The organism is Microcoleus sp. Pol12B5 (genome assembly GCF_036701335.1).
Lineage (GTDB): Bacteria > Cyanobacteriota > Cyanobacteriia > Cyanobacteriales > Microcoleaceae > Microcoleus.
In genome coordinates, this window is record NZ_JAUBQQ010000011.1 from 65,379 (window position 1) to 87,149 (window position 21,771).

The following is a 21,771-nucleotide window of genomic DNA, read 5'->3' on the forward strand; positions in this document are numbered from 1 at the left end:
TGTGGAATTAATTTTGACATAGCGCGAAAAACACTCATCCCATTTAAATGTTTATTTTGCAGTATACTGGTATTTCGCGCTGTTGTCAGGGAAAACTTTTTTAGAGAAGAGGCATTAATACCAGCAACAACTATTGAACAGCCGGATGAATCTTATGCTCAAGATAGTCAAATTTTTTAGGTTATTTATTCCTTTTGAGACTTTAACAATTACCACCAGTTTAACTTATTCGGAAGTTTTACGCAGGTTGGACGAAGTTGTTACTCCTCCCAAAGTTTTTAGAATAATTATACCCTTTGGTCAGCCCCCTGCGAAACCCTATGAAGGAACGATTTATGGCAAAACCTTCAAAATTAATCGCATCATCATCGGCAGACATTTATTGTTCCCAATTATACAAGGAGATATACATAATCAACAGTTCGGTTGTTCCATCAGGATTAGGATGAGTTTACATACAACAGTTATAGGATTTCTGATTCTGTGGCTGTGGACAACTGGCAGTATTGGAATGTTTTCTTTATTTGCTTGGTTAGTCGAACCCTCCGTGGGAGCAATATTTTTACCCATTTTAGGAATGTTTATTTTTGGGTGGCTTTTGTGCTTGATTCCTTTTAAAATAGAAGCAAAAGCAGCTATAAAGTTCCTGTCTATTCTCTTAACATAAAGTAATTGATTACGACCATATTTGAGCTGTATTGTTAAAAACAATCTGGCTTCATCTGCGGCAGTAAAAAAAAACTAAACTTTCCGGGATTACCCATGCGTCAAAACCAACTCAAACAAAAAATTAAACAAGGCGAAACAGTCCTCGGTTTATTTATGAACTGCGCTTATCCCGCATTCATGGAAATCTGCGGTCACGCTGGATTTGATTTCGCCGTTATCGATATGGAACACGGCCCCCTGAACCCGCTTGCTGCTGAAGATTTGTGTCGCGCCGCCGACTGCACCGGAATTGCACCGATTGTTCGTGTCCGCAAAAACGACGGGCCGCAAATTCAACGAGCTCTCGACATCGGCAGTGCAGGAGTTCAAGTACCTCAAATTGAAAGCAAAATCGATGCCGAAACCGCTGTCAAAAGTGCTAAATACAGTCCTCTTGGCACGCGAGGCCTTTCCTTTGCTACGCGGGCAGGACTTTACACCGCTGCAGGTACAAATATCACCGATCGACTCAACGAAGAATCCTTAGTTGTGATTCATGTCGAAGGCAAATGCGGCATCGACAACCTGGCAGAAATTGTTACTGTGCCAGAGGTGGACGTGATTTTTCTGGGGCCTTACGATTTGTCACAGTCTATCGGCATTCCCGGCCAAGTCCGCGATCCCCGAGTCATCGACATGATGCAAGAGGCAGTCCAAACCATCCGCAAAGCAGGCAAAGCCGCCGGTACTTTTGCCGAAAACCCCGAAATCGCCCAGCAGTGGATTGATGCTGGCGTTCAGTACGTCGCACTTGGGGTCGATGTTGCCGTTTTCCTGCGGGCCTGTCAGTCGCTGGTGAAAGCAGTCAATCGATTTTAGATTTTAGATTGGGGATTTTGGATTAAAAGAAGAACCAGCACCCAATTCATCTTGTCGTCTTTACGATATCTTTGCAATTTTTGTAGTGTTTTTTACGACACATACAAAAATCCTGCGCTAGAGTAGAAGCATACACCTCCTCTAGGCAAAATTAGGGAGGGGAGCAAGGCTTCAGGGAGTAAAATCTATGAAAACCGTATTAGAATCCATTCATTTGGATTATGCCTTCATGTTTACTTTCAAAAAAGTAAACTCGATTAAGCTAGAAGGTTTCAAGGAATTTTTTGACGATATGCCTGTCGATCCGTATGTGAAAGGTAAGTATCGTTCGAGAAGATTGTCGCGGTTTGTAGTCAACGGAAATGAGTTAGTTAAGTTACCTCACGGCTATTTGTATCAAAGCAAAACATACAATCCGCTAGTGGGTGATATCAGGCGGGAATTTGCCGAATTGGACGATCGGCTAATCGCCCTCGATAATTTCAAACAGATGATTTTTGCTTTTTTCGATTCCTGCAAAATTCACCCGGAAGCTGAAATCGGCATCCATCAAATCAGGACGACTTGTTCGCCAAACAATTTCGGCAACCCCGCACCGGAAGGCATTCACCAAGACGGTACTGACTTTATCGGGATTTTCTCGGTTGACAGAACTAATATTGTCGGCGGGGAAACGCATTTGTACTTGGCTAAAAAAGAGAAGCCTGTTTTTAATAAAATTCTGCAACCGGGAGAATTGCTGTTAGTTAACGACCACGAGTTTTTCCACTTTACTACACCGATTAAACCGGAATCTGAAGGGGTGGGAACCAGGGATGTCTTTGTGCTGACTTCTCCGAGTTTGCTTACCGATTGAGGATACAGTCTGGGACGAATAACCTAATGATGTAGGGTGCGCGCAGCGCACCTTACTTCGATTACCCATTACTGCATCCCACAGATCACCTTTTGGTTGCGCCCCTCCCCATTTCAATGATGGTTAATGCTTGGGAAAATCGATTCCTGAAATTGATATTCCTTCCATCTTCTGCACATATCGTCCTTGCGCCGCTACACATTCTGCCATTTTTTTAGCTTGTATGGGTTGACTCCTGGGATCGGGGGAGATACCTCTATACTCCCATGTACCGCGAATGTCGCCAGAGAATGCTTTTCCATTGTTTTTTAATACTAGCTCCGTGCCAGTTGCATCAATATAGTATTTCCCATTTTCAACAGACACGCTGCTAATTGTGATAGATTCGACTCCTTTGTAGGGATTTGCAGGGCCATCAACGATCTTGATGCAGATTCTATTGTTTTGATGTGCAATCTCTCTACGGGAGTTATTGAACATTGTTCCTTGAGCGTAGTAAGCTCCTGTGGGTAGAATTGTAGAGCCCTGTTGATTACTTTGAGCAGAGGACAATGATGAGATTGACAGAAGGATAGAACTAAAAATTAGTGTTTGGATCGCCAAAAATTTCATTTGCAACAACACTCCATTAAAATTATTTTTTCATATTCTACACGATCGCAAATGCTCTATAAACTTCTCTACAGTTCTTGCAAAAGTCAAATTCACCTCCAGCAAGTCCCCCCTTATTCAGGGGAGAAACAAGAATAATCTTGCTTCTTCCCCTGACTCAAGGGCAGGGTTGGGGTGGGTGCTTTGTGTTTTTGCAAGAGTTCTAATCATGACTCAAGTCATTACTACAAACCTTTCGTTAGTAGTGAGGACTTTATTCGTCTTTCTGGCGTTTAGTCAATCATGACTCAAGTCCTGACTACAAACCTGCATATTTTCCTAAAAAGCCAGGTTTATGCCTCTAGCAACTCACAGATAAATCTTATCGAAACTTCCGTTCCGACTCTTGAATGGGAACATCATTAATACTAGCTTCACGTCTTCGCATTAACCCATTTTCGGCAAATTCCCACTGTTCATTACCATAGGCGCGATACCAATAGCCAGAATCATCGTGCCACTCATACTCAAATCGGACAGAAATCCGATTATCTGTAAAACTCCACAGTTCTTTCTTTAAACGGTAATCTAATTCCTTTGACCATTTTCGTCTTAAAAAAGCCTTGATTTCTTCCCTGCCACTGAAGAATTCGGCACGGTTTCGCCACTGAGAATCTTCCGTATAAGCTAAGGCTACTCGTTCAGGATCGCGGGTATTCCAGGCATCTTCAGCAGCTTGAACTTTGGCTTTAGCTGTTTCCAACGTAAAGGGCGGTAGAGGTGGTTTAGTTTCCATAAGCTTTGTTTTTTGTGATTATAAAAGATCAGGTGCGGGATGCTCGCGCTACAGAGAGAGTTTTGGGAATTTGATATCAATCCTCAGCATCGGGATCGATTCCCATTGCTCGCAGTCGCTAACTACAGCCAACGGAGTACAATCGCGCTCTTGCTCTCCATTACGGCTAGCAAATCCCAAAACATCCAATCTGCCAGAATGATGCTCTGGGGATGCTCGTGAAAATTTTTCACAAACGTACCGTCGGAGTCTGGCAGTTGGGTATGGTCGGGGAATGTACGAGGCCGACTTCTAGCAGTTATTGTCTCGTTCATCCTCTTTTCCGTACAGTTATTGTTTATTCTAATGCGAAATTTTAGATTCCGCCGATTGTAGACTCCAGCTAATATTAACTAAACCCAGCTAACCACAACGGAAGCATCAGCAGTAAACCAACAGAAGTGATGGCGATGCTGCTAGCTAACAAATCGTGATCGAGCTCGTAGACTTCTGCTAAAATCAGCACGGAAAGAGCTGTGGGCGTTCCCGACATCAACACCAACACGAACCTCGGATCGCCGCTCAATCCGAAATAACTAGCACCCAATCCGATCAGCACCGGCACAATTACCACTTTTAACAGCGACGGGATTAACGCCAGTTCAAAACTTTCCCATTTCTTAATAGACCTCAGCCGGATGCCAACCAACAGCAAAGCACTGGCAATTACCACCCAAACAGCAGTCTGTAATCCCGATTCCACTATCTCGGGCAGGGGGATGTTTCTAGTATAAAAACCAATTAAAAAAGCCCACAGGGCGGGAACTGTCAGCACGTCCCGGATCTGAGTCCACCAGTGATTTTTTTGCTCGGAGTTCCCGAAATAGCTAGCAATAAATACACCGAAACAATAAGTTCCAATAACGTTGTTAGTGACGCTGTACAAGACAGCCCAGTTGGTGTTATCGGTGCTGATGATAGACGGGGTGATTGCTAATCCAACAAAGCCCGTATTCCCTAACATCGAAGCTAGGATAAAACTCCCTTCGCTCGATCGCTTCAGGGAATTAAAATTTACTAAAAACAAATTGACTAGAGAATTTTTGCCCTGAAAATAGGGCTTTTGGATGTGGGCAGCACTCAGCCTACGCAATAATACCCAAGTCAGCCAAGCACAACTCGTACTCAGAAATAACACGAATATGGCGATCGCAGGTGTGAATCCCACAGCACCCGAAAAATCGCTTTGACGGGCTAAAACTAGAATTTGCAGCGGTATCCCAATCCAGAAAAGAAAGTGGCTCAGCAGCTTGGGAAAGTCAACTGGGATGTACCGAAACAGCAGCAGTCCTAAGCCAGTCCAGATAACTAGAGGCGTATAAGCGTGAAATAAGGTTTCAATCATAAAAATTTAACTAGACAATTGGAAATGCCTCTATCTATTAATAGTAATGCTAAAATCCGTTTAAGAAATGCCAATTGTCGTTAGCGGAGCCCTCAAAGAGGATCGCACTTGCACGCTTTTTCGTCCTAGCGTGTTCGCAGCACTGCAGGCCCGAAAATTTCCGCCCAAATTCCCGCACCTTCCAGAGCACAATCCTCAGACTGGCCGCCCCAAATGCTTGCAGCTTTTTGCCTTCAGATTCACAAAACCTCTGTTAATTTGACCAATGTGCGATCGAGTTATCTTGCCTTGGACTCACAAGCGTGCAACGTTTTCCTGCCATTTCAAGCGAACGGAAACAGGAGGAGACTAAAGCGGCTGATGACTTGCACTAATCAATTCAATTTCAAAGCATTAACAGGAACCTCATCCCAAGAACTAACAGTCCGCAAAGTAGCAACCCAGCCCTGCTGTTTTTGTTCTGCCGTCAAATTCTTCTCAAAAGATTCGTGGCAATCCTTCGCTTGAGTCTCATCGCAACAAGCAATGCAAGAATAAAGAATACCAGACGGATCGATTTGCTCGTTTACCCAAATAATCACGATCTACTCTCCCAATTAACTTAACTATTATCTAAATTTTCCTATATTTTTGTCAATTAAGTAGGTAGGTATTAATTAACCCTAGTGCGGCATTTTAGGTTAACAGGCAAGATGCCTGTTCCACACACAGGCAAGATGCCTGTTCCACACACAGGCAAGATGCCTGTTCCACAACAGATGAATTTTTTGTGGGGAGTAGGGGTTGGGCTTCTAGCCCGCCCTAAATTACTTCGATGCCAAATTTGCTAAAGACTCGCCCGCAACCCGGCAAATCCGCCAGTCGGGCATCACATCAGCACCGATACCCTTGTAAAATCCGATCGCCAATTCATTCCAATCCAAAACACTCCATTCCAAACGCCCGCAGCCCCTTTCAACCGTCAACTGTGCTAAATAAACTATCAAAGACTTGCCAATTCCCCGCCCTCGAAACTCAGGCACCACAAACAAATCTTCCAAATAAATTCCCGGCTGAGTCAAAAAAGTAGAATAATTGTAAAAAAACAGCGCCCAGCCCACAACTCGATTTTCGCACTCGGCTAAAATCGCTTCAGCAAAAGGTCGATCGCCAAACAAATGATGCTCCAAATCAACCGCATTCCCAGTAACGGCATGAGATAATTTTTCGTACTCAGCTAAAGCTTTAATCAAATCAAACAGCACCGGCACGTCGGCGCGGGTAGCTGGACGCAAAATTACCTCAGAAGACATAAATAAGTAAGTAGTACGCGACAATCAACAATTAAAAATACCACATCCAGACATTTTTAATTGGTAATTTTTAATTAATTTTTTCCACATTAAACCAGCATATTTACAGTGGCCTCGGAGTGCCACCCCACAATAATTTTAAGATTTTTCAAAATGCCAACTCAATTTTTTTTAGTTTATTTCAACCAACCCTTCAATCGTTCCGTCACTTGAGGGCGGCGCAGCTTTCGCATTGCCTTATTTTGAATTTGACGGACTCGTTCGCGGGACAAATTGAACAAACTGCTGACCTCTTCTAAAGTGTAAGGTTCGCCGGTCAGCAAACCGTAACGCATAGCAACAATCTCTTTTTCCCGCTCAGTCAAAATACTGTCCAACACCTCCAAAATATCTTGGCGCATCATCATCTCATTCATCTGAGCTTCGGGAGATTGTGTCGCGTTATCTTCGAGAACATCCAAAAGTTCCGAACTTTCTTCTGAGCCGATGCGGTGGTTGAGAGACAAAGATTGCCGACGTACTTGCTGGAGGTAGCGAAGCTGTTCGCAAGTAACTTGCATTTCTCTAGCAAGTTCAGTTTCACTTGGATTTCGTTGAAGAGAACGCTTCAAATCTCGATAAACTTTTTTGAGTTTATTTAACTGTTCGACAATGTGAACAGGCAAGCGAATCGTCCGCCCTTGATTGGCAATTGTCCGGGTAATTCCTTGGCGAATCCACCAATAGGCATAAGTAGAAAACTTGTAACCCTTCTCCGGATCGAACTTTTCGGCTGCCCGATTCAAACCCAAAGCTCCTTCCTGAATTAAATCGAGAAAAGGCACGCCCCGATTAAGATAGCGTTTGGCAATCGAAACCACCAAGCGCAAATTCGAGCTGATCATTTTCCGTTTCGCCGACTGACACTGGTGGCGAAGCTGTTGCAGTTGAGTTTCGCTTATCCCTAAAGTCGCTGCGAGTTCAGCTTTTGTCGGCACTCTGTCGAATTCCTGCTGCAAACGCTGTTCTAATTCATCCAGGGCTACCAATTCTTGAACGCGGCGCGCTAACTCTACTTCTTCGGCTGCTGTCAGTAGAGGATACCGAGCCATTTCCTTGAACAAAGCTCCCACTGGATCGTCGGCAGACCAGTTGTTGTATGCTGACGATCGAGTTACCGTCGGACGATCGATCTCGGTGTCTTCATCTTGTGCGATCGCGAATGAGGCTTCGGGTGCCACCGCAAAACTGCCTAGGTCAGATTCTGCCATATCGTGCTTGGTGTCGGTGGAAGGATTTGAAAAGTATCCCTTAACTTTAACCAATTTAACCGGAAATTTCCGAAATCCCAAATCCGAAATCCCAAATCCGAAATCCCAACCAAATCCCAAATCAATTAGTTCGGGCTAGTAAAGGAGCAGCCTGCAACAACTGCTGAGTGTAAGGGTGCTGGGGATTAGTAAAAATATCCCTAGTCTTACCGATTTCAACAATTTTTCCAGCATTCATTACCGCAATACGATCGCAAAAAAATCTCGCCACCCACAAATCGTGCGTAATAAACAGATAAGTCAAATTAAATTCCTGCTTCAACTCCAACATCAGCTCTAAAACTTGAGTCTGCACGCTGGCATCCAGCATACTCACAGGTTCGTCGCAAATTATCAGTTGCGGCCGAGTAATTAAAGCGCGGGCGATCGAAACTCGCTGCTGTTGTCCTCCTGACAATTCCCCCGGATAGCGACGAAAGAAATCCTCCCCAGGAGTTAAACCCACCCGCTCTAACATTTGGATTACTTGTTTTTTAGCTTCGCTGCCATTAGCTAATTTGTGAATAAACAAAGGGTCAGCAATACTTTGCCCGACAGTCATCATCGGATTCAGGCAAGCGTGGGGGTCTTGAAAGATCATTTGCATTTCGCGGCGGTGCTTCCTCACAGCATCCCGGTTCAGGGCAGTTATATCTATTCCTTGAAATTCAACTTTGCCACCAGTCGCAGTAATTAGCTGCAAAATCGTGCGTGACAAGGTACTTTTTCCGCAGCCTGACTCCCCCACCAGCCCTAGGGTTTCTCCCCGTTGTAGGTCTAAACTAACGCCGTCTACGGCTTTAATTACCTGACGATTCCTAGAAAACAACTGATCTAATAAATTGCTTTCTAAACTGTAGTGTTGCTGCAAATTCGTTACGGTCAAAAGAGGCGAATTTGTTGAGTTTGCAGTAACGACTTCAGTCCTGATTTCCTCGAATGCTAACCCTTTGTCAGAATCGGCTTGAATGTGCAAAGCTGCTTTGAGGAGCGATCGAGTATATTCGTGCTGCGGCTTCTCAAAAACGTTTAGTACCGGCCCGGTTTCTACAACTTTACCGCCGTACATCACCGCAATGCGATCGCAATACTCAGCCACCATCGCCAAATCGTGAGAAATCAACAAAATAGCCGTTCCCCGTTCCTCACAAAGTCTGGTTAATTCCTGCAAAATCTGAGCAGCTACAGTTACGTCCAAACTTGTAGTCGGTTCGTCCGCCACAATTAATTTGGGATCGAGCAAAAGAGCCAAAGCAATTGCTACTCTTTGCCGCATTCCGCCACTAAATTCGTGGGGAAATTGCGACCAACGAGACGCGGGAATTTTTACAGCTTCCAGAGTTTCGATCGCCCGTTTCTTAGCTTGCTTGCGATCCAAATTCGGTCTGTGAGCTTGCAAAGTCTCGATGCAATGTTCCCCGACAGTCATCAAAGGATCGAGACGAGTCATCGGATCTTGAAAAATCAATGCTACAGCTTCGCCCCGAAACCGCCTCAGCCGCGAAGCATTCATATCAAACACCGACTCTCCAGCAAAACTAACTCGCCCCTCAATCAGCGTTGAATCCGGCAGCAACCGCATCGCCGCCCTTCCCAAAGTTGACTTACCGCACCCAGACTCCCCAACTAATCCGAGCTTTTCCCCCGGTTTCAGCGTCAGGGAAACCCCGTCAACGGCCCAACCGGATTGGCCTCGCCGCTGGGGATAAGCTACTCGCAGATTGTCAACGGAAAATAGAGAAGAGTCATTAGTCATTAGTTATTAGTCCTTAGTCCTTAGTCTGTTGTTGTCTGTTGTCTGTTGTCTGTTGTCTGTTGACTCTTAACGGTTAACAGTTGTCTGTTGTTATTTATTATTTATCAATCTACTGGCGGTTAGTTGTTAGTTATTAGTATTGTTCAGGACTTATTAGTTATTGGCAAGGAAGCAATATGCTGTTTGTAAATACCAATAGAACTTGCTGCTACAAACAAAAAATTATCACTACATCATTAACCGACCAACTGCTTACTAACAACAGTCAACAGTCAACTGTTAACAGTCAATCATCAACTATGCTGTTTGTAAATACCAATAGAACTTGCTGCTACAAACAAAAATTTTATCACTACATCATTAACCGACCCACCGCTTACTAAGAACCGTCAATATTCAACCGTCAACTATGCTGTTTGTAAATACCAATATAAATTGCTACAAACCAAGATTTTATTACTACATCATTAACCGACCCGCCGCTTACTAACAACAGTCAACAGTCAACCGTTAACAGTCAACTGTCAACAGCCAACTGACTAAATTTCCCTTCGCTTCAACTCAGCTCTCCGCAGTATGTAAGTAGCGGCACAATCTGCGTGAGGATGGTCTGCTAAAACTTCCGCGAGTTCCAACACATATCCGGCGATATCCGGCCCCAGCTTCTCAGTCAGCACTTGACGTTCCCGAGAGGCGAGTTCTTGCACGCGGGCCTTAGCTTGCCAATTCGGAGAAAACATCTTGTCAATCTCGGTGTGGAATCCCAGACTTTCGAGAATGTCCCACTCGCCGTTATCGCACCAAATGCCCCCGCACAACATACAGCGCTCTATGTAAAAGGGCACTCTGCTGAAAGGAACTTTCGCCCGCGACAGATAGTGACCGTCTTCGGGACACAGCGCTGCTTTGCTGTCGTAGGGAGACGGCGTGAATTCTATGCCGAGAGTCGCTGTCGCATCAGGCTTCTCGGATTTGTTATACCACTGGCTTTGCTCTTTTTGCCAAGCTTCGTATTCTCTGCCTGGAATCCAGATACCGTAACAGTTGGGACACCACTGCACCGACATACGGCCCGCTAAGGTACCGCCTTCTAAATTGGGATGTTTACATTTTGGACATTCCACCGCTTTATTTCTCCTTGCCTTATTAATTCCCTGTTAATTCAATTATTAATTCTGTATCTGGGCGGGCCCTGAAGAACCAGAATTTTTTTGCAGCAGCGCGCCACAGTAGCCAATTAGCGTGTTGAGTCGCGCGATCGCCGCAGTTTGCCTCGCCTTTGCTGTCGCTGGCTGGCGCGACGCTTGCAAAAAGGTGACATCTGTCCCCAATAACCGCAGTTGCTTGTGAATTTCCGTCAAATAGGACTGCTCTGGGGGTGTTTCTGAGGCGTCTAACTCATCGCTTTCGGCTCTCATAATTTGGTTTCCGAAAAATTGTTGCACTTTTGTGTATTCGATCGCCAGCGCGGCTCCATCCAGATTATCCTGTGCAGCAGTTCTTTGTAGTTGTTCTAGTGCTTGCTGTAATTCTTGGTAGCACTGGCGGCGGTCTTCGGACAATATCATGATTTTGTAAACAAATTTGTATTTATAATCAAAGTAGATACTTACTTAAGTTTGCTCATATGGAGGGAAGCGGTGCGTTTTTGGAGCAATTCCCTGTTTTGTGAGAACTTTTTTCGATTTTCTGCCCTAACTCTACCCTTCTGGCTGCTGCTTTTAGTTTAGCGTTGCCGGTAAATGCCGATCCCCCGCAACCTCAACGGCTACCGCCCAAATCTGCTGATTTTACCCGATTTTCCTCGTTCGACAGACTGCTGCGGCGGCAGTGGTGTCACTATATTTTCCTACCTCCGAGGGGGGCGACTCGGGATTACATAGGTATAGTTTGAGAAAAATCGACTATTTTTTTGAATTGCAAATTGTGGCATTCAATTAGCTTAGTATAGCTAAACACATAATTTCGGCAATTCAACCGGAAACCGGCTTTTAACCATTTGTATTTCTAAGTTTTAAAGGTGTACCCCATGAACGCGAACACTCTGACTCCCTCTCCTTCGATCGATCCTGCCGTAGTTCCCGATTGGCTGCAAGAATGCCTGAATACTCGATCGCAGCCTGATGGGAGCCCTAACTCGAATTGTTCGACTGACGACAGCTTAATTTGTCGGGCATTTGAATTTGCCCGCGACTTGCACGAAGGACAATACCGCAAATCTGGAGAACCTTACATTTGCCATCCGGTAGCTGTCGCTGGAATACTCAGGTATATGGGCGGCAACAACGTCATGATTGCCGCCGGCTTCCTCCACGACATTGTTGAAGATACAGATATTACTCTCGAAGAAATAGAACAGCGGTTCGGCGCGGAAGTACGACAGTTGGTTGAAGGTGTCACCAAGCTTTCTAAGTTTAATTTTTCCAGCAAAACAGAGCGCCTTGCGGAAAATTTCCGCCGAATGTTCCTAGCAATGGCTAAAGATATTCGCGTTATTGTTGTCAAACTCGCCGATCGCCTGCACAACATGAGGACTTTGGAGCATTTGTCCGAAGAAAAGCAGCGCAGTATTGCCCTAGAAACCCGAGATATTTTTGCTCCCCTAGCAAACCGTTTGGGTATCGGCCGCTTTAAGTGGGAATTGGAAGATTTAGCCTTTAAATACCTGGAACCAGAAGCTTACCGCGAAATTCAGGACTTAGTGGCGGTGAAGCGAGCTGATCGAGAAACTCAACTCGCAGAAGTCACAGATAGTTTACGAGAAAGGCTTGACAAATTAGGCATTAAATGCTACGAAGTCAGCGGTCGTCCCAAACATTTGTACGGAATTTATGGGAAGATGCAGCGCCGCCAAAAAGGCTTTAACCAAGTGTACGATATTGCGGCGGTGCGGATCATAGTAGAAACCAATGATGACTGTTATCGCGCTTTGGCGATCGTCCACGATTCTTTCCGCCCGATTCCCGGCCGCTTTAAAGATTATATCGGTTTACCAAAAGCCAACCGCTATCAATCTTTGCACACCGGAGTAATCGGAACCAGCGGTCGCCCCATCGAAGTGCAAATTCGCACCGTAGCAATGCACCACATTGCAGAATACGGCATTGCCGCGCACTGGAAATACAAAGAAACTGGCGGTTCTAACACAACAGTCACTGGCGACGACGAAAAATTTACTTGGCTGCGGCAACTCCTAGAATGGCAAAGCGACCTCAAAGACGATCGCGAATATTTACAAAGCATTAAGGACAACTTATTCGACGAAGATATTTACGTTTTCACACCTAACGGAGACGTAATTGCTCTCAATAGCGGGTCAACTCCCGTAGATTTTGCTTTCCGCATTCACACCGAAATTGGTAATCACTGCACCGGTGCCAGAGTCAACGGGCGAATGGTAACACTAGACAAAGTTTTAAAGAATGGCGATATTGTAGAAATCTTGACCCAAAAAAATGGTCATCCCAGTTCCGACTGGCTGAATTTTGTCAAGACAAACGGAGCAAAAAACCGAATTCGTCAGTGGTTGAAGCGATCGCACCGAGATGAAAATCTTGCTCGCGGGCGGGAATTGCTGGAAAAAGAATTAGGTAAAAACGGATTAGAATCTTTGCTGAAATCTGAACCCATGCAGTCTGTGGCTCAGCGCTGTAACTACCACAGCGTCGAAGATTTAATCGCCGGTTTGGGCTACGGCGAAGTTACCTTAAATCTCGTAGTAAATCGACTGCGAGATTTAGTAAAAGTGCAGCAAAAAATTGAAGCTGCTCCCGCAGGAACCCACGAAGTGCCCCAGCTAATACCTGCATCGACGACACCGAAACCAGTACCGAGTTCATCTCCGAGCAAATCGCCCATCGCAGGTGTAGAGGGATTGCTATACCATTTAGCCGGCTGTTGCTGTCCGATTCCTGGGGAATCAATTATTGGAGTTGTGACTCGCACTCGCGGAATTTCGATTCACCGACAACGATGTTCAAATGTTGAGAGCGTACCTGGGGATCGGTTGGTTCCTGTGAGTTGGAATTCCAGCAACCGCAATGAATCTCGACCAAATACTTATCCGGTTAATATTCAAATTGAAGCCCTCGATCGAGTGGGAGTTCTCAATGATGTTTTATCGCATTTGAAGGACAACCAAGTAAACGTCCGCAGCGCTCAAGTCAAAACATATCCCGGATTGCCTGCATTAATTGACTTGTGCATGGATATCCAGGATAAACAACAGTTCGAGCGCACTTGTATGCAAATTAAAAAGATGAGCGATATTTTGAATTTGCGGAGGCTGAGTGAAGGGACTTAACAGGAAATTCTTCCTATGGCAAAACTCAGCCTTAACTCGGTTATTCCTTCAGCAAAGCTGACCAACTATTTATTAATCCGGCTTCCTAAAGACGACAAATCTCAGTTTCTCGATCGAGATGGTTACAACATAGACAACTGGCAACAGCTCGATCGAGATTTAAGAAGCCAGATACTTCCTCTGGAAGCGGAGCAAATGGAAAACACCAGATACGGTCAAAAGTACATGATTAAAGGCAGTTTAACAGGTCTAAACGGTACAATTTTACAAGTTAAAACCGTTTGGATCGTTACTCCATCCGAAACCAGATTTGTTACATTAGTTCCTGATTGACAAGAGGTTAAACTCCATGAAATTTGAACTGTTTTCACAGGTAGCATTGCGAGAAGATATTCCTAAGTATGGCCTAAAAAAAGGTGATACAGCAACTATCGTTGAACACTACCAGATGCCGGAAGGTGAAGAAGATGGTTATAGCTTAGAGGGTTTCAATATCGAAGCAATTACAGTTGAAGTTGCCGAGTCCCAGATTGAAGCAATAAAAGCTCCTATTTTGCAGCTTGGAAAATATTGATTACCATTCGCCTTCCACCAGCCTCCGATGAGAGCGATTGATCTTGCGAAGCAAAACTTGTTCTTCTTCAGAAAGAGGTGGTTTGCAAGCAGCATTAATTTTTTCTAACAGTTGTTGATTTTCGCGGCTGCGGATAAATTCTTCAAGGGCTATTTTAATCATATTTTGGCGGAGTTTAAGGCTTTGCATCGCCCAACTTTTGCTGCAAAAACTCCTGGGCGACTTGTCCAGCTTCCTGCTGTTTCTTATCAACTTGATAATTCAGTTGTCGCATATCTTCCTCGGAGATTTTGCCGCCCAATTCTGCGAGCACTGGACGCAATTCCGGGTATTTGTCCAAAATTTGCGATCGCACAACCGGAACTGCTTCGTAGGGCGGGAAATAGTTCTTGTCATCTGTGAGAACTACTAAACCTAAACTTTGAATCAAACCGTCCGTCGTATTACCAGCAATCACATCTACTTCTTTTTGTTGCAGCGCTTGATAAAGCAATCCTAACAGCAATTCCTTGGGTTGTTCTCGAAATTTAATCCCGTAAGTTTTAGCCAATCCGGGAAACCCATCTTCTCTCTCGTTAAATTCTGGGCCGAAACCAGCCCGGAGGTTAGGTGAAGCTTTCCCAAGTTGCGAAATAGTTTGTAAATTGAGCTTTTTGGCATCGTCTCCCCGCACAATAATCGCAAAACTGTTATTAAATCCTAGCGGTTCCGTCCATTCTGCTTTAAACTGTTTGGGATATTCTTGTTTGAGGTAATCGAGGACTTTTTTGGGGTCAGAAATCGGTTTCTGTTTGAGCAGGTTGGCGTAAGCAGTCCCCGTGTATTCAACGTACAAATCGATTTTACCTGCTGTTAGGGATTGATGGCAAAGCGAACCTCCGAGATTCAGTTCTCGTTCTACTTTGATATCTGTTTTAGCTTCGATATGCTGTGCTAAAATTTCTGCGAGAATGGCTTGTTCGGTAAAGTCTTTCGAGCAGATGACAACTTGCTTTTCGGGCTTAGAGGTACATCCTGCTACTGCAAGCAAGCAAAGCAGCCAGCAGGAATAGAAAAAAAAATCGTTCTTAGATATTTTCATGACTTAACTCACATTAAAAATCTACAATTAATACCTTATAAGTTATAGCATAAAGCCCAGATCGCAGACTTATTCCAGAAGTCTACGCTTTAACACCGATCGCACTTTACCCAAGTTCCGTTTTCCTGTTGTAACATTTATTTATAGACATGGAGGACAAAAAATGGTAATCAGCGTCAGCGATATTATCCAGCAGCAGCGGCAATTTTTTGCGACTGGGAAAACGAAAGATGTGGATTTTCGGCTTGAACAACTCAAAAAACTTAAAAGTGCGATCGAACTTAATCAATCACGAATAGTCGATGCTGTCAAGGCAGACCTGGGTCGGCCGGAATTCGAGGCTTATCTTGAAATCGCATCGATTGCCGAAGTTAACTATGCCCTCAAAAACCTCAAATCATGGGTAAAGCCGAGAAAAGTGCCTGCTTCGATAGATCAATTCCCAGCATCAGCCCGCATTTACCCTGAACCTTTGGGCGTAGTGTTAATCATCGGGCCTTGGAATTACCCATTTCAGCTAATGATATCACCTTTAGTCGGGGCGATCGCCGCCGGCAACTGTGCACTTCTCAAACCTTCGGAAATCGCCTCACACACCTCCGAAGTTATCGCCGACATGATATCCAAAACCTTCGATCCCGCCTATGTAGCCGCCGTCGAAGGAGGTGTGGAAATCAGCCAACAATTACTAGCCGAAAAATTTGACCACATCTTTTTTACCGGAGGCACTAAAATCGGTAGAATAGTCATGGAAGCTGCCGCTAAACACCTGACACCTGTAACCTTGGAATTAGGCGGCAAAAGTCCTTGCATTGTAGACTCAGACATTCAGATTGAATACACCGCAAAACGCATTGCGTGGGGCAAATTTCTCAATGCCGGACAAACTTGCATCGCTCCAGATTACCTGTTAGTTGATAAAAAAGTTAAACCTGCTTTGATGGCAGCAATTAAAACAGCAATTCACGAATTTTACGGCGACGATCCGCAAACAAGTCCCGACTATTCGCGGATTATCAACCAGCGGCAATTAGACCGTTTGAGTGGGTTTATCAAAGATGGAGAAATTGTCGTTGGTGGGGAAGTTAAGCCGGAAGATAGATATATTGCACCGACGGTTTTAGATCGTGTTTCCTGGGACTCCCCGGTGATGCAGGATGAGGTTTTCGGGCCGATTTTGCCAGTTTTGGAGTATGATGATTTCGGAGAGGCGATCGCCCAAATAAACGCCCGTCCCAAACCCCTAGCTTTGTATTTGTTCTCCAAAAATAAAGAGAAACAAGAGCGAGTTTTGAGGGAAACTTCTTCGGGGGGAGTTTGTCTAAACGACACGGTTATGCAAGTGGGGGTAAAAGATTTACCTTTTGGCGGAGTTGGCGACAGCGGCATCGGTAGCTATCACGCCAAAGCAAGTTTTGATACTTTTTCTCATTACAAAAGCGTGCTGCAAAAGTCATTTTTGCTGGACTTGAAATGGCGGTACGCCCCCTATAAGGGTAAGTTGGATTTGATTAAGAAAATTATCGGTTGAGCGCACTTGGAGGGGCGGGTTCGCCAACGTTTACAATATCACCGAGATAGCCAAATTAACCCGCCCATTCCTGATATTATCGGTTAACCGATTCCACGGTGCAGGATAATTTTCATAAAATTTAAATGATTGCTCATCTGTTTTATGAACTATTTTGATCACACTCTCTACGTCACTGCTAAATGACTGTTGCCCCATCCAAAATAATTCCCATTAGAAATGTCTATAATGTCTTTTAGAACCGATCGCTAACAAGCAATTTATGGAACCTTTAGCAGAAGAACGCTGTGCAGCCTGCAGCCCCAACTCTCCCCGCGTCACAGCTTACGAAATTGTCCAACTAAAACCTCAAATTCCCGACTGGAATTTGATCGAAAAAAATGGCATTCCCAAAATAGAACGCACCTATGAATTCCCGGATTTCAAAAGTGCGATCGCCTTTACAAACAGCGTCGGCGAAGCAGCAGAAACTGAAGGACATCACCCCGCACTGTTAACCGAGTGGGGGAAAGTTACCGTTACTTGGTGGACTCACGCGATTTCTGGACTACATCGCAATGATTTTATTATGGCAGCGAAAACAGATGCGATCGCCAATCAATTCTCAAAATAAAATCCGACTTATAGCCCGATCGTACTCTAAGAACTCACAGCTCCGGGTACGAGCGGAGAATGCCGTTGGTTCCCATTCAACAACTCCAGATTCAGTCGGTAGCCGACATTCCGTACAGTTTGAATCAGGCTCGGCTGTCGCGGGTCTATTTCGATTTTTTTACGCAGAGAGAGTACGTGAGTGTCGATCGTCCGGGGGTTATCAATCGCATCGGGCCACGCCCTCCGCAGCAAATCCGAGCGCGACAGTGGCACTCCTCCAGCTTGAGCTAGCACGTACAGCAGGCTAAATTCCTGGGGAGTCAGCTCAATATGTTCCTCGTACAACCTGACTCGGCGCTGCACCAAATCAATTTTCAGCAGCCCGCACTCCAGCGTCGCCGGCGGTATCATCGTGCGGTTACGGCGCATCAGAGCTTCCACCCTCGCCATAAACTCTTGCATCCCAAAGGGTTTAGTCAGGTAATCGTCTGCCCCCGCCTTCAAACCTTCAACAATATCCGATTCCGAATTCCGCGCCGACAGCATCAAAATCAGTGACTGCTGCTGCTGTTGCAGCCAGTGGCAAAATTCCAAACCGTCCCCATCCGGCAATTGGGCATCCAGAATGACTAGGGTTGGCTGGCGGCTGAAAAATATTTCCCTAGCGTGACTGATATCCGCTGACTGGTGCACCCAGTGACCGACTTGCTGTAGATGCCAGCCCAAGAGCGATCGCAGGTGCGGATTCCCTTCAACAATTGAAATACTTGCAGATTCCACAGAGGCGAACTTCCCATATCACTAATTGCTACAAGGTTAACAGAGCTTTTGTCAAGCTTTTGTAACCATCGCTACTCAAGCATGAGCTGCGTTTAAAGCAGCGGACACACCCAGGGTAGGAATTTTAAATATTGGGTTAATTTGGGAGGGTCAGCCTGCAGAAAGGTTAAATCATTCTGGCGGTAAGCTTACAATGAAAATAAGACAGTGTACAGCCGATCGATCCCATGCCCCAACCGCCTGCCAAAAGCGATCCCCCCGACCCAGCCCCCACTCCCAGGAGGTTGACAAATCGCGCAAGTGAAACTAGAATTCCTCCAACCGTTCGCTCGGTAGCCGGAACACTCAGCCACTTTGACCGCCAAATTCAGCAATATCCCGACTCTATTAAACGCACAGCGAATTATCTAGGTGCGCGCACAAAGTCGAGCAACTGCATTGCAACGAGTGAAATTTTTTATGGAGGGTAGCCTGTTGAGCAGGGTAAAAACTTTTATTTAGAAATAGCCTCAAGCTGAGCCACTCAGCATCAATCGAGGTCATTCCTAAATCCCGCCGTCATTATACAAACCACAAAGGATTTCAAACTCACACTATGCTACAAGACACCCAAACAATCCGGCACTACCAAAAACTCACCGACGCCCTCGTCGAAATGTGGAATAGAGGTTATCGCTTTGATGACCTGCGGCTTTACTTAGACGGCTATTTAGCAGCCCTGCGGCATTCCAACAGTTTGGAGCCCTATCTGATTCACAGACTAGAGGAAGAAGCAGCGCGTTACATTCACGACCCCTCCAATTTTGTAATGCCCCAGACCCAAACTGAAGCAGACTACTATTAAATAGCAAATTCGGTTTGATAAACCCTTGATGATTTGGGATGTGGGAATTGGGAATTGGGAAGTGGGAATTGGGAATTTTAACGGGTTCCCTGGCTCGGGCTGGGAGCCCATGTCCAGAGGCTTGGCCTCGCTTTCGGAGCCTAAAAATTGGAGGTCGAGCCAAGCGCATTGCGTTCCCAGGCTCTGCCTGGTAACGAGTAATTAAGTAAATCAACCTAATTCAACGTAAAACGCGATTGCTGTTATTTCCCCGACTTCTTTAAGAAGTCGGGGATATGTTTTTTTTGTCTAATTTAAGAAGCCAAAGCAACTTCTACAACTTCTTGCAATTCGCCCTTTTGATACATCTCAATCATAATATCCGAGCCACCGATAAACTCGCCGTTGATATAAACTTGGGGAATTGTCGGCCAGTTGGAATACTCTTTAACGCCTTGACGAATTTCCTGGTCTGCCAAAACATCAACAGTTTCGTAAGGCACTCCCAAAGTATTGAGAATTTGCACCACAGTATTAGAAAAACCACACTGGGGCATTAACTTATTGCCCTTCATAAACACCATGATTTTGTTTTGCTTTACCAACTCGTCAATTCTTTCATGTGCTGCTGTAGTCATGGTAGCTCCTAATATTGTTTGAAAATTTTTAAACGTTGACTGACGCAGAAACCGGGTTTTTTAGGACAATCTTTCGTTACAGCCATAGATTCCGGTTCAAAAACCCGGTTTCTTTGGTTTTTGTGCGTAAGTGCAGCAGTTGTATTTCAAGCAACTATTGACACCAGCACAAATTTGTGATATCCACTTGCAAGTCAACAATTAAGCAGCTTGACTTTTCGCTTCCCATTCTGCGGGAGTTAAGGTTTCCAAGCCCAAAGCGTGGATGGCTTCACTAGCCATTGCCTGTTTGAGAGCGCCGTAGACCAGTTGGTGCTGCTGTACTCGGCTTTTTCCTTCAAAGGCTGCTGAGACGACTCTCGCCTGGTAGTGGTCACCGCCACCAGTCAAATCCTCAACTTGTATTTTAGCGTCGGGCAACCCTGCCTTAATCATTTCTGCTACTTGAGACGGTGTAACCATTGGTTTCTGTGATAAACGGCTGTAATTTAGATTTTAGTGGAACTATTTTGTCGATGAGCTCGGTTGAGTGCTGGCAGGCCGGGGAAAGGGCGAATCCACAAAACCCAATTCCAGTAACTGCTGGTAAGCTTTCTTGCCCAAGTCGCGAGTTGGCTGCTGCGATCGAATAATCTGAATCAGCAGGGGCACAGCCAGTTCGGGCTTATTTTGCGCCCGGTGTACCAACGCCAGCCGATAGGTAGCTTCGTCGCGCATTTGGGCTGTTTCTACAGCTTTGGTGCGGTGGCTTTCGGCCAAGCGGATGTCAATTCCGGCAAAACTGCTACCCAGTTGTTGGTAGAAGTTGGACAGTTGATTGAAAATTTGGCGGGATTCTTGCAGCTTTTGAGTAGCGAGTGCGTAATTCTGAGAGGAAATAGCACTGCTGGCTTCTGTCATCAAACGCTGGCCTCCTGGGACGCTCAGCAGACTGCTGTCTTGCGTCAGAGGGCGAAGATTGTTGGGGTCTGTGGGGTCGTCGGCGGGATCGACTTGCGGTTGGTTCTCTGGCCCAGAAGGTTGTTGTGCTTGGACTGAGAGCGGTTGCAACAGGATAAAAGCTGCGATCACCCCGATCGTAATCCGGGCAGTGGAGCGAAGCCAACAAACAGTTCCAGAGTATACCATGAAATTACTTTGCGCCTGTGCGCTTTAAAAAAATATTTAGCTTGAGCCGATCTTACCATTGGCGATCGCAACCGGCTAAGTGTAAACCAAATTTGTTGAAATGTCAAAGGGTTCGATCGATTTTGGATTTTAGATTTTGGATTTTAGATTTTGGATTGAACAAGGAAATCGCGGGGGATTGGACAGATCCCGGCAATCTAGTCCTGGACACAGAAACCGGTTTTTTTTACCTAAATACTGCCTTTGAGGCTTGAAAAATGGTGGAAAACCCGGTTTCTTTGGTTTGGATGGGTAAGTCCCCATCTAATTCAACAATCGAACGAACCATGAATATCGCAATTCAAAGAACAGCTTACGGTCAACTGCTGGCTAAATCTCAGCCTAAGCCAATCCTGAACGAAGAAGATTACGATCTTGCCCTCGCAGAAGTCGATTTTCTGATGTCTAAAGAAGAATTAACATTAGAAGAAACTTTACTAAGCCTCTGGGATCTGTATGATCGAAGAATACGAATCAAAATATTACCCAATTCCACAAGCGACTCTCCAGGATGTTCTATTGCATTTCATGGAAGTTCGCGAACTCAAACAAGCCGATTTAGTGGGCGTGATTGGTTCCAAAGGAGTAGTCTCTGAGGTGGTTAATGGGAAACGGGCGATTAGCAAGGCGCAAGCTAAGGCGCTGGGAGAATTTTTTAATGTTAATCCTAGCGTGTTTATTTGAGGGATTTGCTGAATCATTGTTAATAAGCCTTTTACGGGCGGGCTAGAAGCCCACCCCACAAGAAAATTCAGTTTTTGTGGAACAGGCATCCTGCCTGTTCTTGAG

At 45.2% G+C, this 21,771-nt stretch carries 25 protein-coding genes and 1 pseudogene; 10 read left to right on the forward strand and 16 right to left on the reverse strand.

Features of this window, described 5'->3' with window-relative positions; genetic code table 11:
- Nucleotides 1–154: 154 nt before the first annotated feature.
- From QUA24_RS08550 to QUA24_RS08560, 3 genes are all read left to right on the forward strand, one after another.
- A complete protein-coding gene (locus QUA24_RS08550; RefSeq protein WP_333228824.1) occupies nucleotides 155–667 on the forward strand; it encodes a hypothetical protein in 513 nt (170 codons plus the stop codon).
- 95 nt (nucleotides 668–762) lie between these two features.
- Complete coding sequence (locus tag QUA24_RS08555; protein WP_333228826.1) at nucleotides 763–1,527, forward strand: aldolase/citrate lyase family protein; 765 nt, start codon at nucleotides 763–765, stop codon at nucleotides 1,525–1,527.
- Nucleotides 1,528–1,714: 187 nt separating this feature from the next.
- A complete protein-coding gene (locus QUA24_RS08560) occupies nucleotides 1,715–2,383 on the forward strand; it encodes a 2OG-Fe dioxygenase family protein (RefSeq protein ID WP_333228829.1) in 669 nt (222 codons plus the stop codon).
- Nucleotides 2,384–2,506: 123 nt separating this feature from the next.
- Here QUA24_RS08560 and QUA24_RS08565 read toward each other — a convergent pair whose 3' ends face one another.
- From QUA24_RS08565 to patD, 10 genes and pseudogenes are all read right to left on the reverse strand, one after another.
- On the reverse strand, nucleotides 2,507–2,995 hold the full coding sequence (locus tag QUA24_RS08565; protein WP_333228831.1) for a hypothetical protein: 489 nt from the start codon (nucleotides 2,993–2,995) through the stop codon (nucleotides 2,507–2,509).
- A gap of 361 nt (nucleotides 2,996–3,356) precedes the next feature.
- A complete protein-coding gene (locus QUA24_RS08570) occupies nucleotides 3,357–3,770 on the reverse strand; it encodes a nuclear transport factor 2 family protein (RefSeq protein ID WP_333228833.1) in 414 nt (137 codons plus the stop codon).
- 188 nt (nucleotides 3,771–3,958) lie between these two features.
- A pseudogene (locus QUA24_RS08575) lies at nucleotides 3,959–4,084 on the reverse strand (Uma2 family endonuclease); the annotation flags it as partial.
- Between the two features lie 74 nt (nucleotides 4,085–4,158).
- Entirely contained in the window at nucleotides 4,159–5,154 is a 996-nt protein-coding gene (locus tag QUA24_RS08580) for an AEC family transporter (RefSeq protein WP_333228835.1), read from the reverse strand.
- A gap of 374 nt (nucleotides 5,155–5,528) precedes the next feature.
- A complete protein-coding gene (locus QUA24_RS08585) occupies nucleotides 5,529–5,735 on the reverse strand; it encodes a glycogen debranching protein (protein ID WP_333038077.1) in 207 nt (68 codons plus the stop codon).
- Between the two features lie 225 nt (nucleotides 5,736–5,960).
- Nucleotides 5,961–6,446 (reverse strand): GNAT family N-acetyltransferase, encoded by a 486-nt coding sequence (locus tag QUA24_RS08590; RefSeq protein WP_333213589.1) that lies wholly within the window; start codon nucleotides 6,444–6,446, stop codon nucleotides 5,961–5,963.
- A 176-nt stretch (nucleotides 6,447–6,622) separates the two neighbouring features.
- Complete coding sequence (locus QUA24_RS08595; protein ID WP_333228837.1) at nucleotides 6,623–7,696, reverse strand: RNA polymerase sigma factor, RpoD/SigA family; 1,074 nt, start codon at nucleotides 7,694–7,696, stop codon at nucleotides 6,623–6,625.
- Between the two features lie 121 nt (nucleotides 7,697–7,817).
- A complete protein-coding gene (locus QUA24_RS08600; RefSeq protein WP_333228839.1) occupies nucleotides 7,818–9,491 on the reverse strand; it encodes an ABC transporter ATP-binding protein in 1,674 nt (557 codons plus the stop codon).
- Nucleotides 9,492–10,030: 539 nt separating this feature from the next.
- Nucleotides 10,031–10,615: a zf-TFIIB domain-containing protein gene (locus tag QUA24_RS08605; protein ID WP_333052547.1), complete on the reverse strand. Its 585-nt coding sequence runs from the start codon at nucleotides 10,613–10,615 to the stop codon at nucleotides 10,031–10,033.
- A 45-nt stretch (nucleotides 10,616–10,660) separates the two neighbouring features.
- Nucleotides 10,661–11,059, reverse strand: a complete 399-nt coding sequence (gene patD / locus QUA24_RS08610; protein WP_333228842.1) for a heterocyst frequency control protein PatD — start codon at nucleotides 11,057–11,059, stop codon at nucleotides 10,661–10,663.
- Between the two features lie 461 nt (nucleotides 11,060–11,520).
- Between patD and QUA24_RS08615 the strand changes: the two genes are divergently transcribed.
- The 3 genes from QUA24_RS08615 to QUA24_RS08625 are packed head-to-tail and all read left to right on the forward strand — an operon-like array spanning nucleotide 11,521 to nucleotide 14,368.
- On the forward strand, nucleotides 11,521–13,794 hold the full coding sequence (locus tag QUA24_RS08615) for a bifunctional (p)ppGpp synthetase/guanosine-3',5'-bis(diphosphate) 3'-pyrophosphohydrolase (protein ID WP_333228844.1): 2,274 nt from the start codon (nucleotides 11,521–11,523) through the stop codon (nucleotides 13,792–13,794).
- 15 nt (nucleotides 13,795–13,809) lie between these two features.
- Nucleotides 13,810–14,127: a DUF6883 domain-containing protein gene (locus QUA24_RS08620; protein WP_333228846.1), complete on the forward strand. Its 318-nt coding sequence runs from the start codon at nucleotides 13,810–13,812 to the stop codon at nucleotides 14,125–14,127.
- A 16-nt stretch (nucleotides 14,128–14,143) separates the two neighbouring features.
- On the forward strand, nucleotides 14,144–14,368 hold the full coding sequence (locus tag QUA24_RS08625) for a DUF4926 domain-containing protein (protein WP_333228848.1): 225 nt from the start codon (nucleotides 14,144–14,146) through the stop codon (nucleotides 14,366–14,368).
- On the opposite strand, the gene QUA24_RS08630 is transcribed toward QUA24_RS08625, so the two are convergent.
- Together QUA24_RS08630 and QUA24_RS08635 are read right to left on the reverse strand one after the other, a co-directional pair.
- Nucleotides 14,369–14,557: a hypothetical protein gene (locus tag QUA24_RS08630; protein WP_333228850.1), complete on the reverse strand. Its 189-nt coding sequence runs from the start codon at nucleotides 14,555–14,557 to the stop codon at nucleotides 14,369–14,371.
- Nucleotides 14,544–15,449: a glycine betaine ABC transporter substrate-binding protein gene (locus QUA24_RS08635; RefSeq protein ID WP_333228852.1), complete on the reverse strand. Its 906-nt coding sequence runs from the start codon at nucleotides 15,447–15,449 to the stop codon at nucleotides 14,544–14,546. Before QUA24_RS08635 ends, QUA24_RS08630 begins: the two co-directional genes overlap by 14 nt.
- 163 nt (nucleotides 15,450–15,612) lie before the next feature.
- Here QUA24_RS08635 and QUA24_RS08640 point away from each other — a divergent pair, with 163 nt between their 5' ends.
- Both QUA24_RS08640 and QUA24_RS08645 read left to right on the forward strand, forming a co-directional pair.
- Nucleotides 15,613–16,980, forward strand: a complete 1,368-nt coding sequence (locus QUA24_RS08640) for an aldehyde dehydrogenase (protein WP_333228854.1) — start codon at nucleotides 15,613–15,615, stop codon at nucleotides 16,978–16,980.
- A gap of 262 nt (nucleotides 16,981–17,242) precedes the next feature.
- Nucleotides 17,243–17,593, forward strand: a complete 351-nt coding sequence (locus QUA24_RS08645; protein WP_333228856.1) for a 4a-hydroxytetrahydrobiopterin dehydratase — start codon at nucleotides 17,243–17,245, stop codon at nucleotides 17,591–17,593.
- Between the two features lie 26 nt (nucleotides 17,594–17,619).
- Here the strand turns inward: QUA24_RS08645 and QUA24_RS08650 are convergent, their stop codons facing one another.
- Nucleotides 17,620–18,354: a response regulator transcription factor gene (locus QUA24_RS08650; protein ID WP_333228858.1), complete on the reverse strand. Its 735-nt coding sequence runs from the start codon at nucleotides 18,352–18,354 to the stop codon at nucleotides 17,620–17,622.
- Between the two features lie 595 nt (nucleotides 18,355–18,949).
- On the opposite strand from QUA24_RS08650, the gene QUA24_RS08655 reads away from it, so the two are divergent.
- Nucleotides 18,950–19,198 (forward strand): DUF6761 family protein, encoded by a 249-nt coding sequence (locus QUA24_RS08655; protein ID WP_333228860.1) that lies wholly within the window; start codon nucleotides 18,950–18,952, stop codon nucleotides 19,196–19,198.
- Between the two features lie 293 nt (nucleotides 19,199–19,491).
- Here QUA24_RS08655 and grxD read toward each other — a convergent pair whose 3' ends face one another.
- The 3 genes from grxD to QUA24_RS08670 all read right to left on the reverse strand — a co-directional run bounded on the left by grxD (nucleotide 19,492) and on the right by QUA24_RS08670 (nucleotide 20,943).
- Nucleotides 19,492–19,815 (reverse strand): Grx4 family monothiol glutaredoxin, encoded by a 324-nt coding sequence (gene grxD, locus QUA24_RS08660; protein ID WP_333042762.1) that lies wholly within the window; start codon nucleotides 19,813–19,815, stop codon nucleotides 19,492–19,494.
- A gap of 201 nt (nucleotides 19,816–20,016) precedes the next feature.
- Entirely contained in the window at nucleotides 20,017–20,277 is a 261-nt protein-coding gene (locus tag QUA24_RS08665; RefSeq protein ID WP_333228862.1) for a BolA family transcriptional regulator, read from the reverse strand.
- 42 nt (nucleotides 20,278–20,319) lie between these two features.
- Nucleotides 20,320–20,943, reverse strand: a complete 624-nt coding sequence (locus tag QUA24_RS08670; RefSeq protein WP_333213573.1) for a hypothetical protein — start codon at nucleotides 20,941–20,943, stop codon at nucleotides 20,320–20,322.
- A 495-nt stretch (nucleotides 20,944–21,438) separates the two neighbouring features.
- On the opposite strand from QUA24_RS08670, the gene QUA24_RS08675 reads away from it, so the two are divergent.
- Nucleotides 21,439–21,666 carry a hypothetical protein gene (locus tag QUA24_RS08675; RefSeq protein ID WP_333213571.1) on the forward strand — a complete coding sequence of 76 codons (228 nt, stop codon included), beginning with the start codon at nucleotides 21,439–21,441 and terminating at the stop codon, nucleotides 21,664–21,666.
- Nucleotides 21,667–21,771 lie beyond the last annotated feature (105 nt).

What these genes read in the sequence shown, in the direction of transcription:
- QUA24_RS08595 (WP_333228837.1), bottom strand. Translation starts at nt 7,696, where the DNA reads ATGGCAGAATCTGACCTAGGCAGTTTTGCGGTGGCACCCGAAGCCTCA.
- QUA24_RS08555 (WP_333228826.1), top strand. Translation starts at nt 763, where the DNA reads ATGCGTCAAAACCAACTCAAACAAAAAATTAAACAAGGCGAAACAGTC.
- QUA24_RS08630 (WP_333228850.1), bottom strand. Translation starts at nt 14,557, where the DNA reads ATGCAAAGCCTTAAACTCCGCCAAAATATGATTAAAATAGCCCTTGAA.
- grxD (WP_333042762.1), bottom strand. Translation starts at nt 19,815, where the DNA reads ATGACTACAGCAGCACATGAAAGAATTGACGAGTTGGTAAAGCAAAAC.
- QUA24_RS08620 (WP_333228846.1), top strand. Translation starts at nt 13,810, where the DNA reads ATGGCAAAACTCAGCCTTAACTCGGTTATTCCTTCAGCAAAGCTGACC.
- QUA24_RS08675 (WP_333213571.1), top strand. Translation starts at nt 21,439, where the DNA reads ATGATCGAAGAATACGAATCAAAATATTACCCAATTCCACAAGCGACT.
- QUA24_RS08635 (WP_333228852.1), bottom strand. Translation starts at nt 15,449, where the DNA reads ATGAAAATATCTAAGAACGATTTTTTTTTCTATTCCTGCTGGCTGCTT.
- QUA24_RS08550 (WP_333228824.1), top strand. Translation starts at nt 155, where the DNA reads ATGCTCAAGATAGTCAAATTTTTTAGGTTATTTATTCCTTTTGAGACT.
- patD (WP_333228842.1), bottom strand. Translation starts at nt 11,059, where the DNA reads ATGATATTGTCCGAAGACCGCCGCCAGTGCTACCAAGAATTACAGCAA.
- QUA24_RS08640 (WP_333228854.1), top strand. Translation starts at nt 15,613, where the DNA reads ATGGTAATCAGCGTCAGCGATATTATCCAGCAGCAGCGGCAATTTTTT.
- QUA24_RS08570 (WP_333228833.1), bottom strand. Translation starts at nt 3,770, where the DNA reads ATGGAAACTAAACCACCTCTACCGCCCTTTACGTTGGAAACAGCTAAA.
- QUA24_RS08590 (WP_333213589.1), bottom strand. Translation starts at nt 6,446, where the DNA reads ATGTCTTCTGAGGTAATTTTGCGTCCAGCTACCCGCGCCGACGTGCCG.
- QUA24_RS08655 (WP_333228860.1), top strand. Translation starts at nt 18,950, where the DNA reads ATGCTACAAGACACCCAAACAATCCGGCACTACCAAAAACTCACCGAC.
- QUA24_RS08645 (WP_333228856.1), top strand. Translation starts at nt 17,243, where the DNA reads ATGGAACCTTTAGCAGAAGAACGCTGTGCAGCCTGCAGCCCCAACTCT.
- QUA24_RS08665 (WP_333228862.1), bottom strand. Translation starts at nt 20,277, where the DNA reads ATGGTTACACCGTCTCAAGTAGCAGAAATGATTAAGGCAGGGTTGCCC.
- QUA24_RS08625 (WP_333228848.1), top strand. Translation starts at nt 14,144, where the DNA reads ATGAAATTTGAACTGTTTTCACAGGTAGCATTGCGAGAAGATATTCCT.
- QUA24_RS08670 (WP_333213573.1), bottom strand. Translation starts at nt 20,943, where the DNA reads ATGGTATACTCTGGAACTGTTTGTTGGCTTCGCTCCACTGCCCGGATT.
- QUA24_RS08565 (WP_333228831.1), bottom strand. Translation starts at nt 2,995, where the DNA reads ATGAAATTTTTGGCGATCCAAACACTAATTTTTAGTTCTATCCTTCTG.
- QUA24_RS08580 (WP_333228835.1), bottom strand. Translation starts at nt 5,154, where the DNA reads ATGATTGAAACCTTATTTCACGCTTATACGCCTCTAGTTATCTGGACT.
- QUA24_RS08600 (WP_333228839.1), bottom strand. Translation starts at nt 9,491, where the DNA reads ATGACTAATGACTCTTCTCTATTTTCCGTTGACAATCTGCGAGTAGCT.
- QUA24_RS08560 (WP_333228829.1), top strand. Translation starts at nt 1,715, where the DNA reads ATGAAAACCGTATTAGAATCCATTCATTTGGATTATGCCTTCATGTTT.
- QUA24_RS08615 (WP_333228844.1), top strand. Translation starts at nt 11,521, where the DNA reads ATGAACGCGAACACTCTGACTCCCTCTCCTTCGATCGATCCTGCCGTA.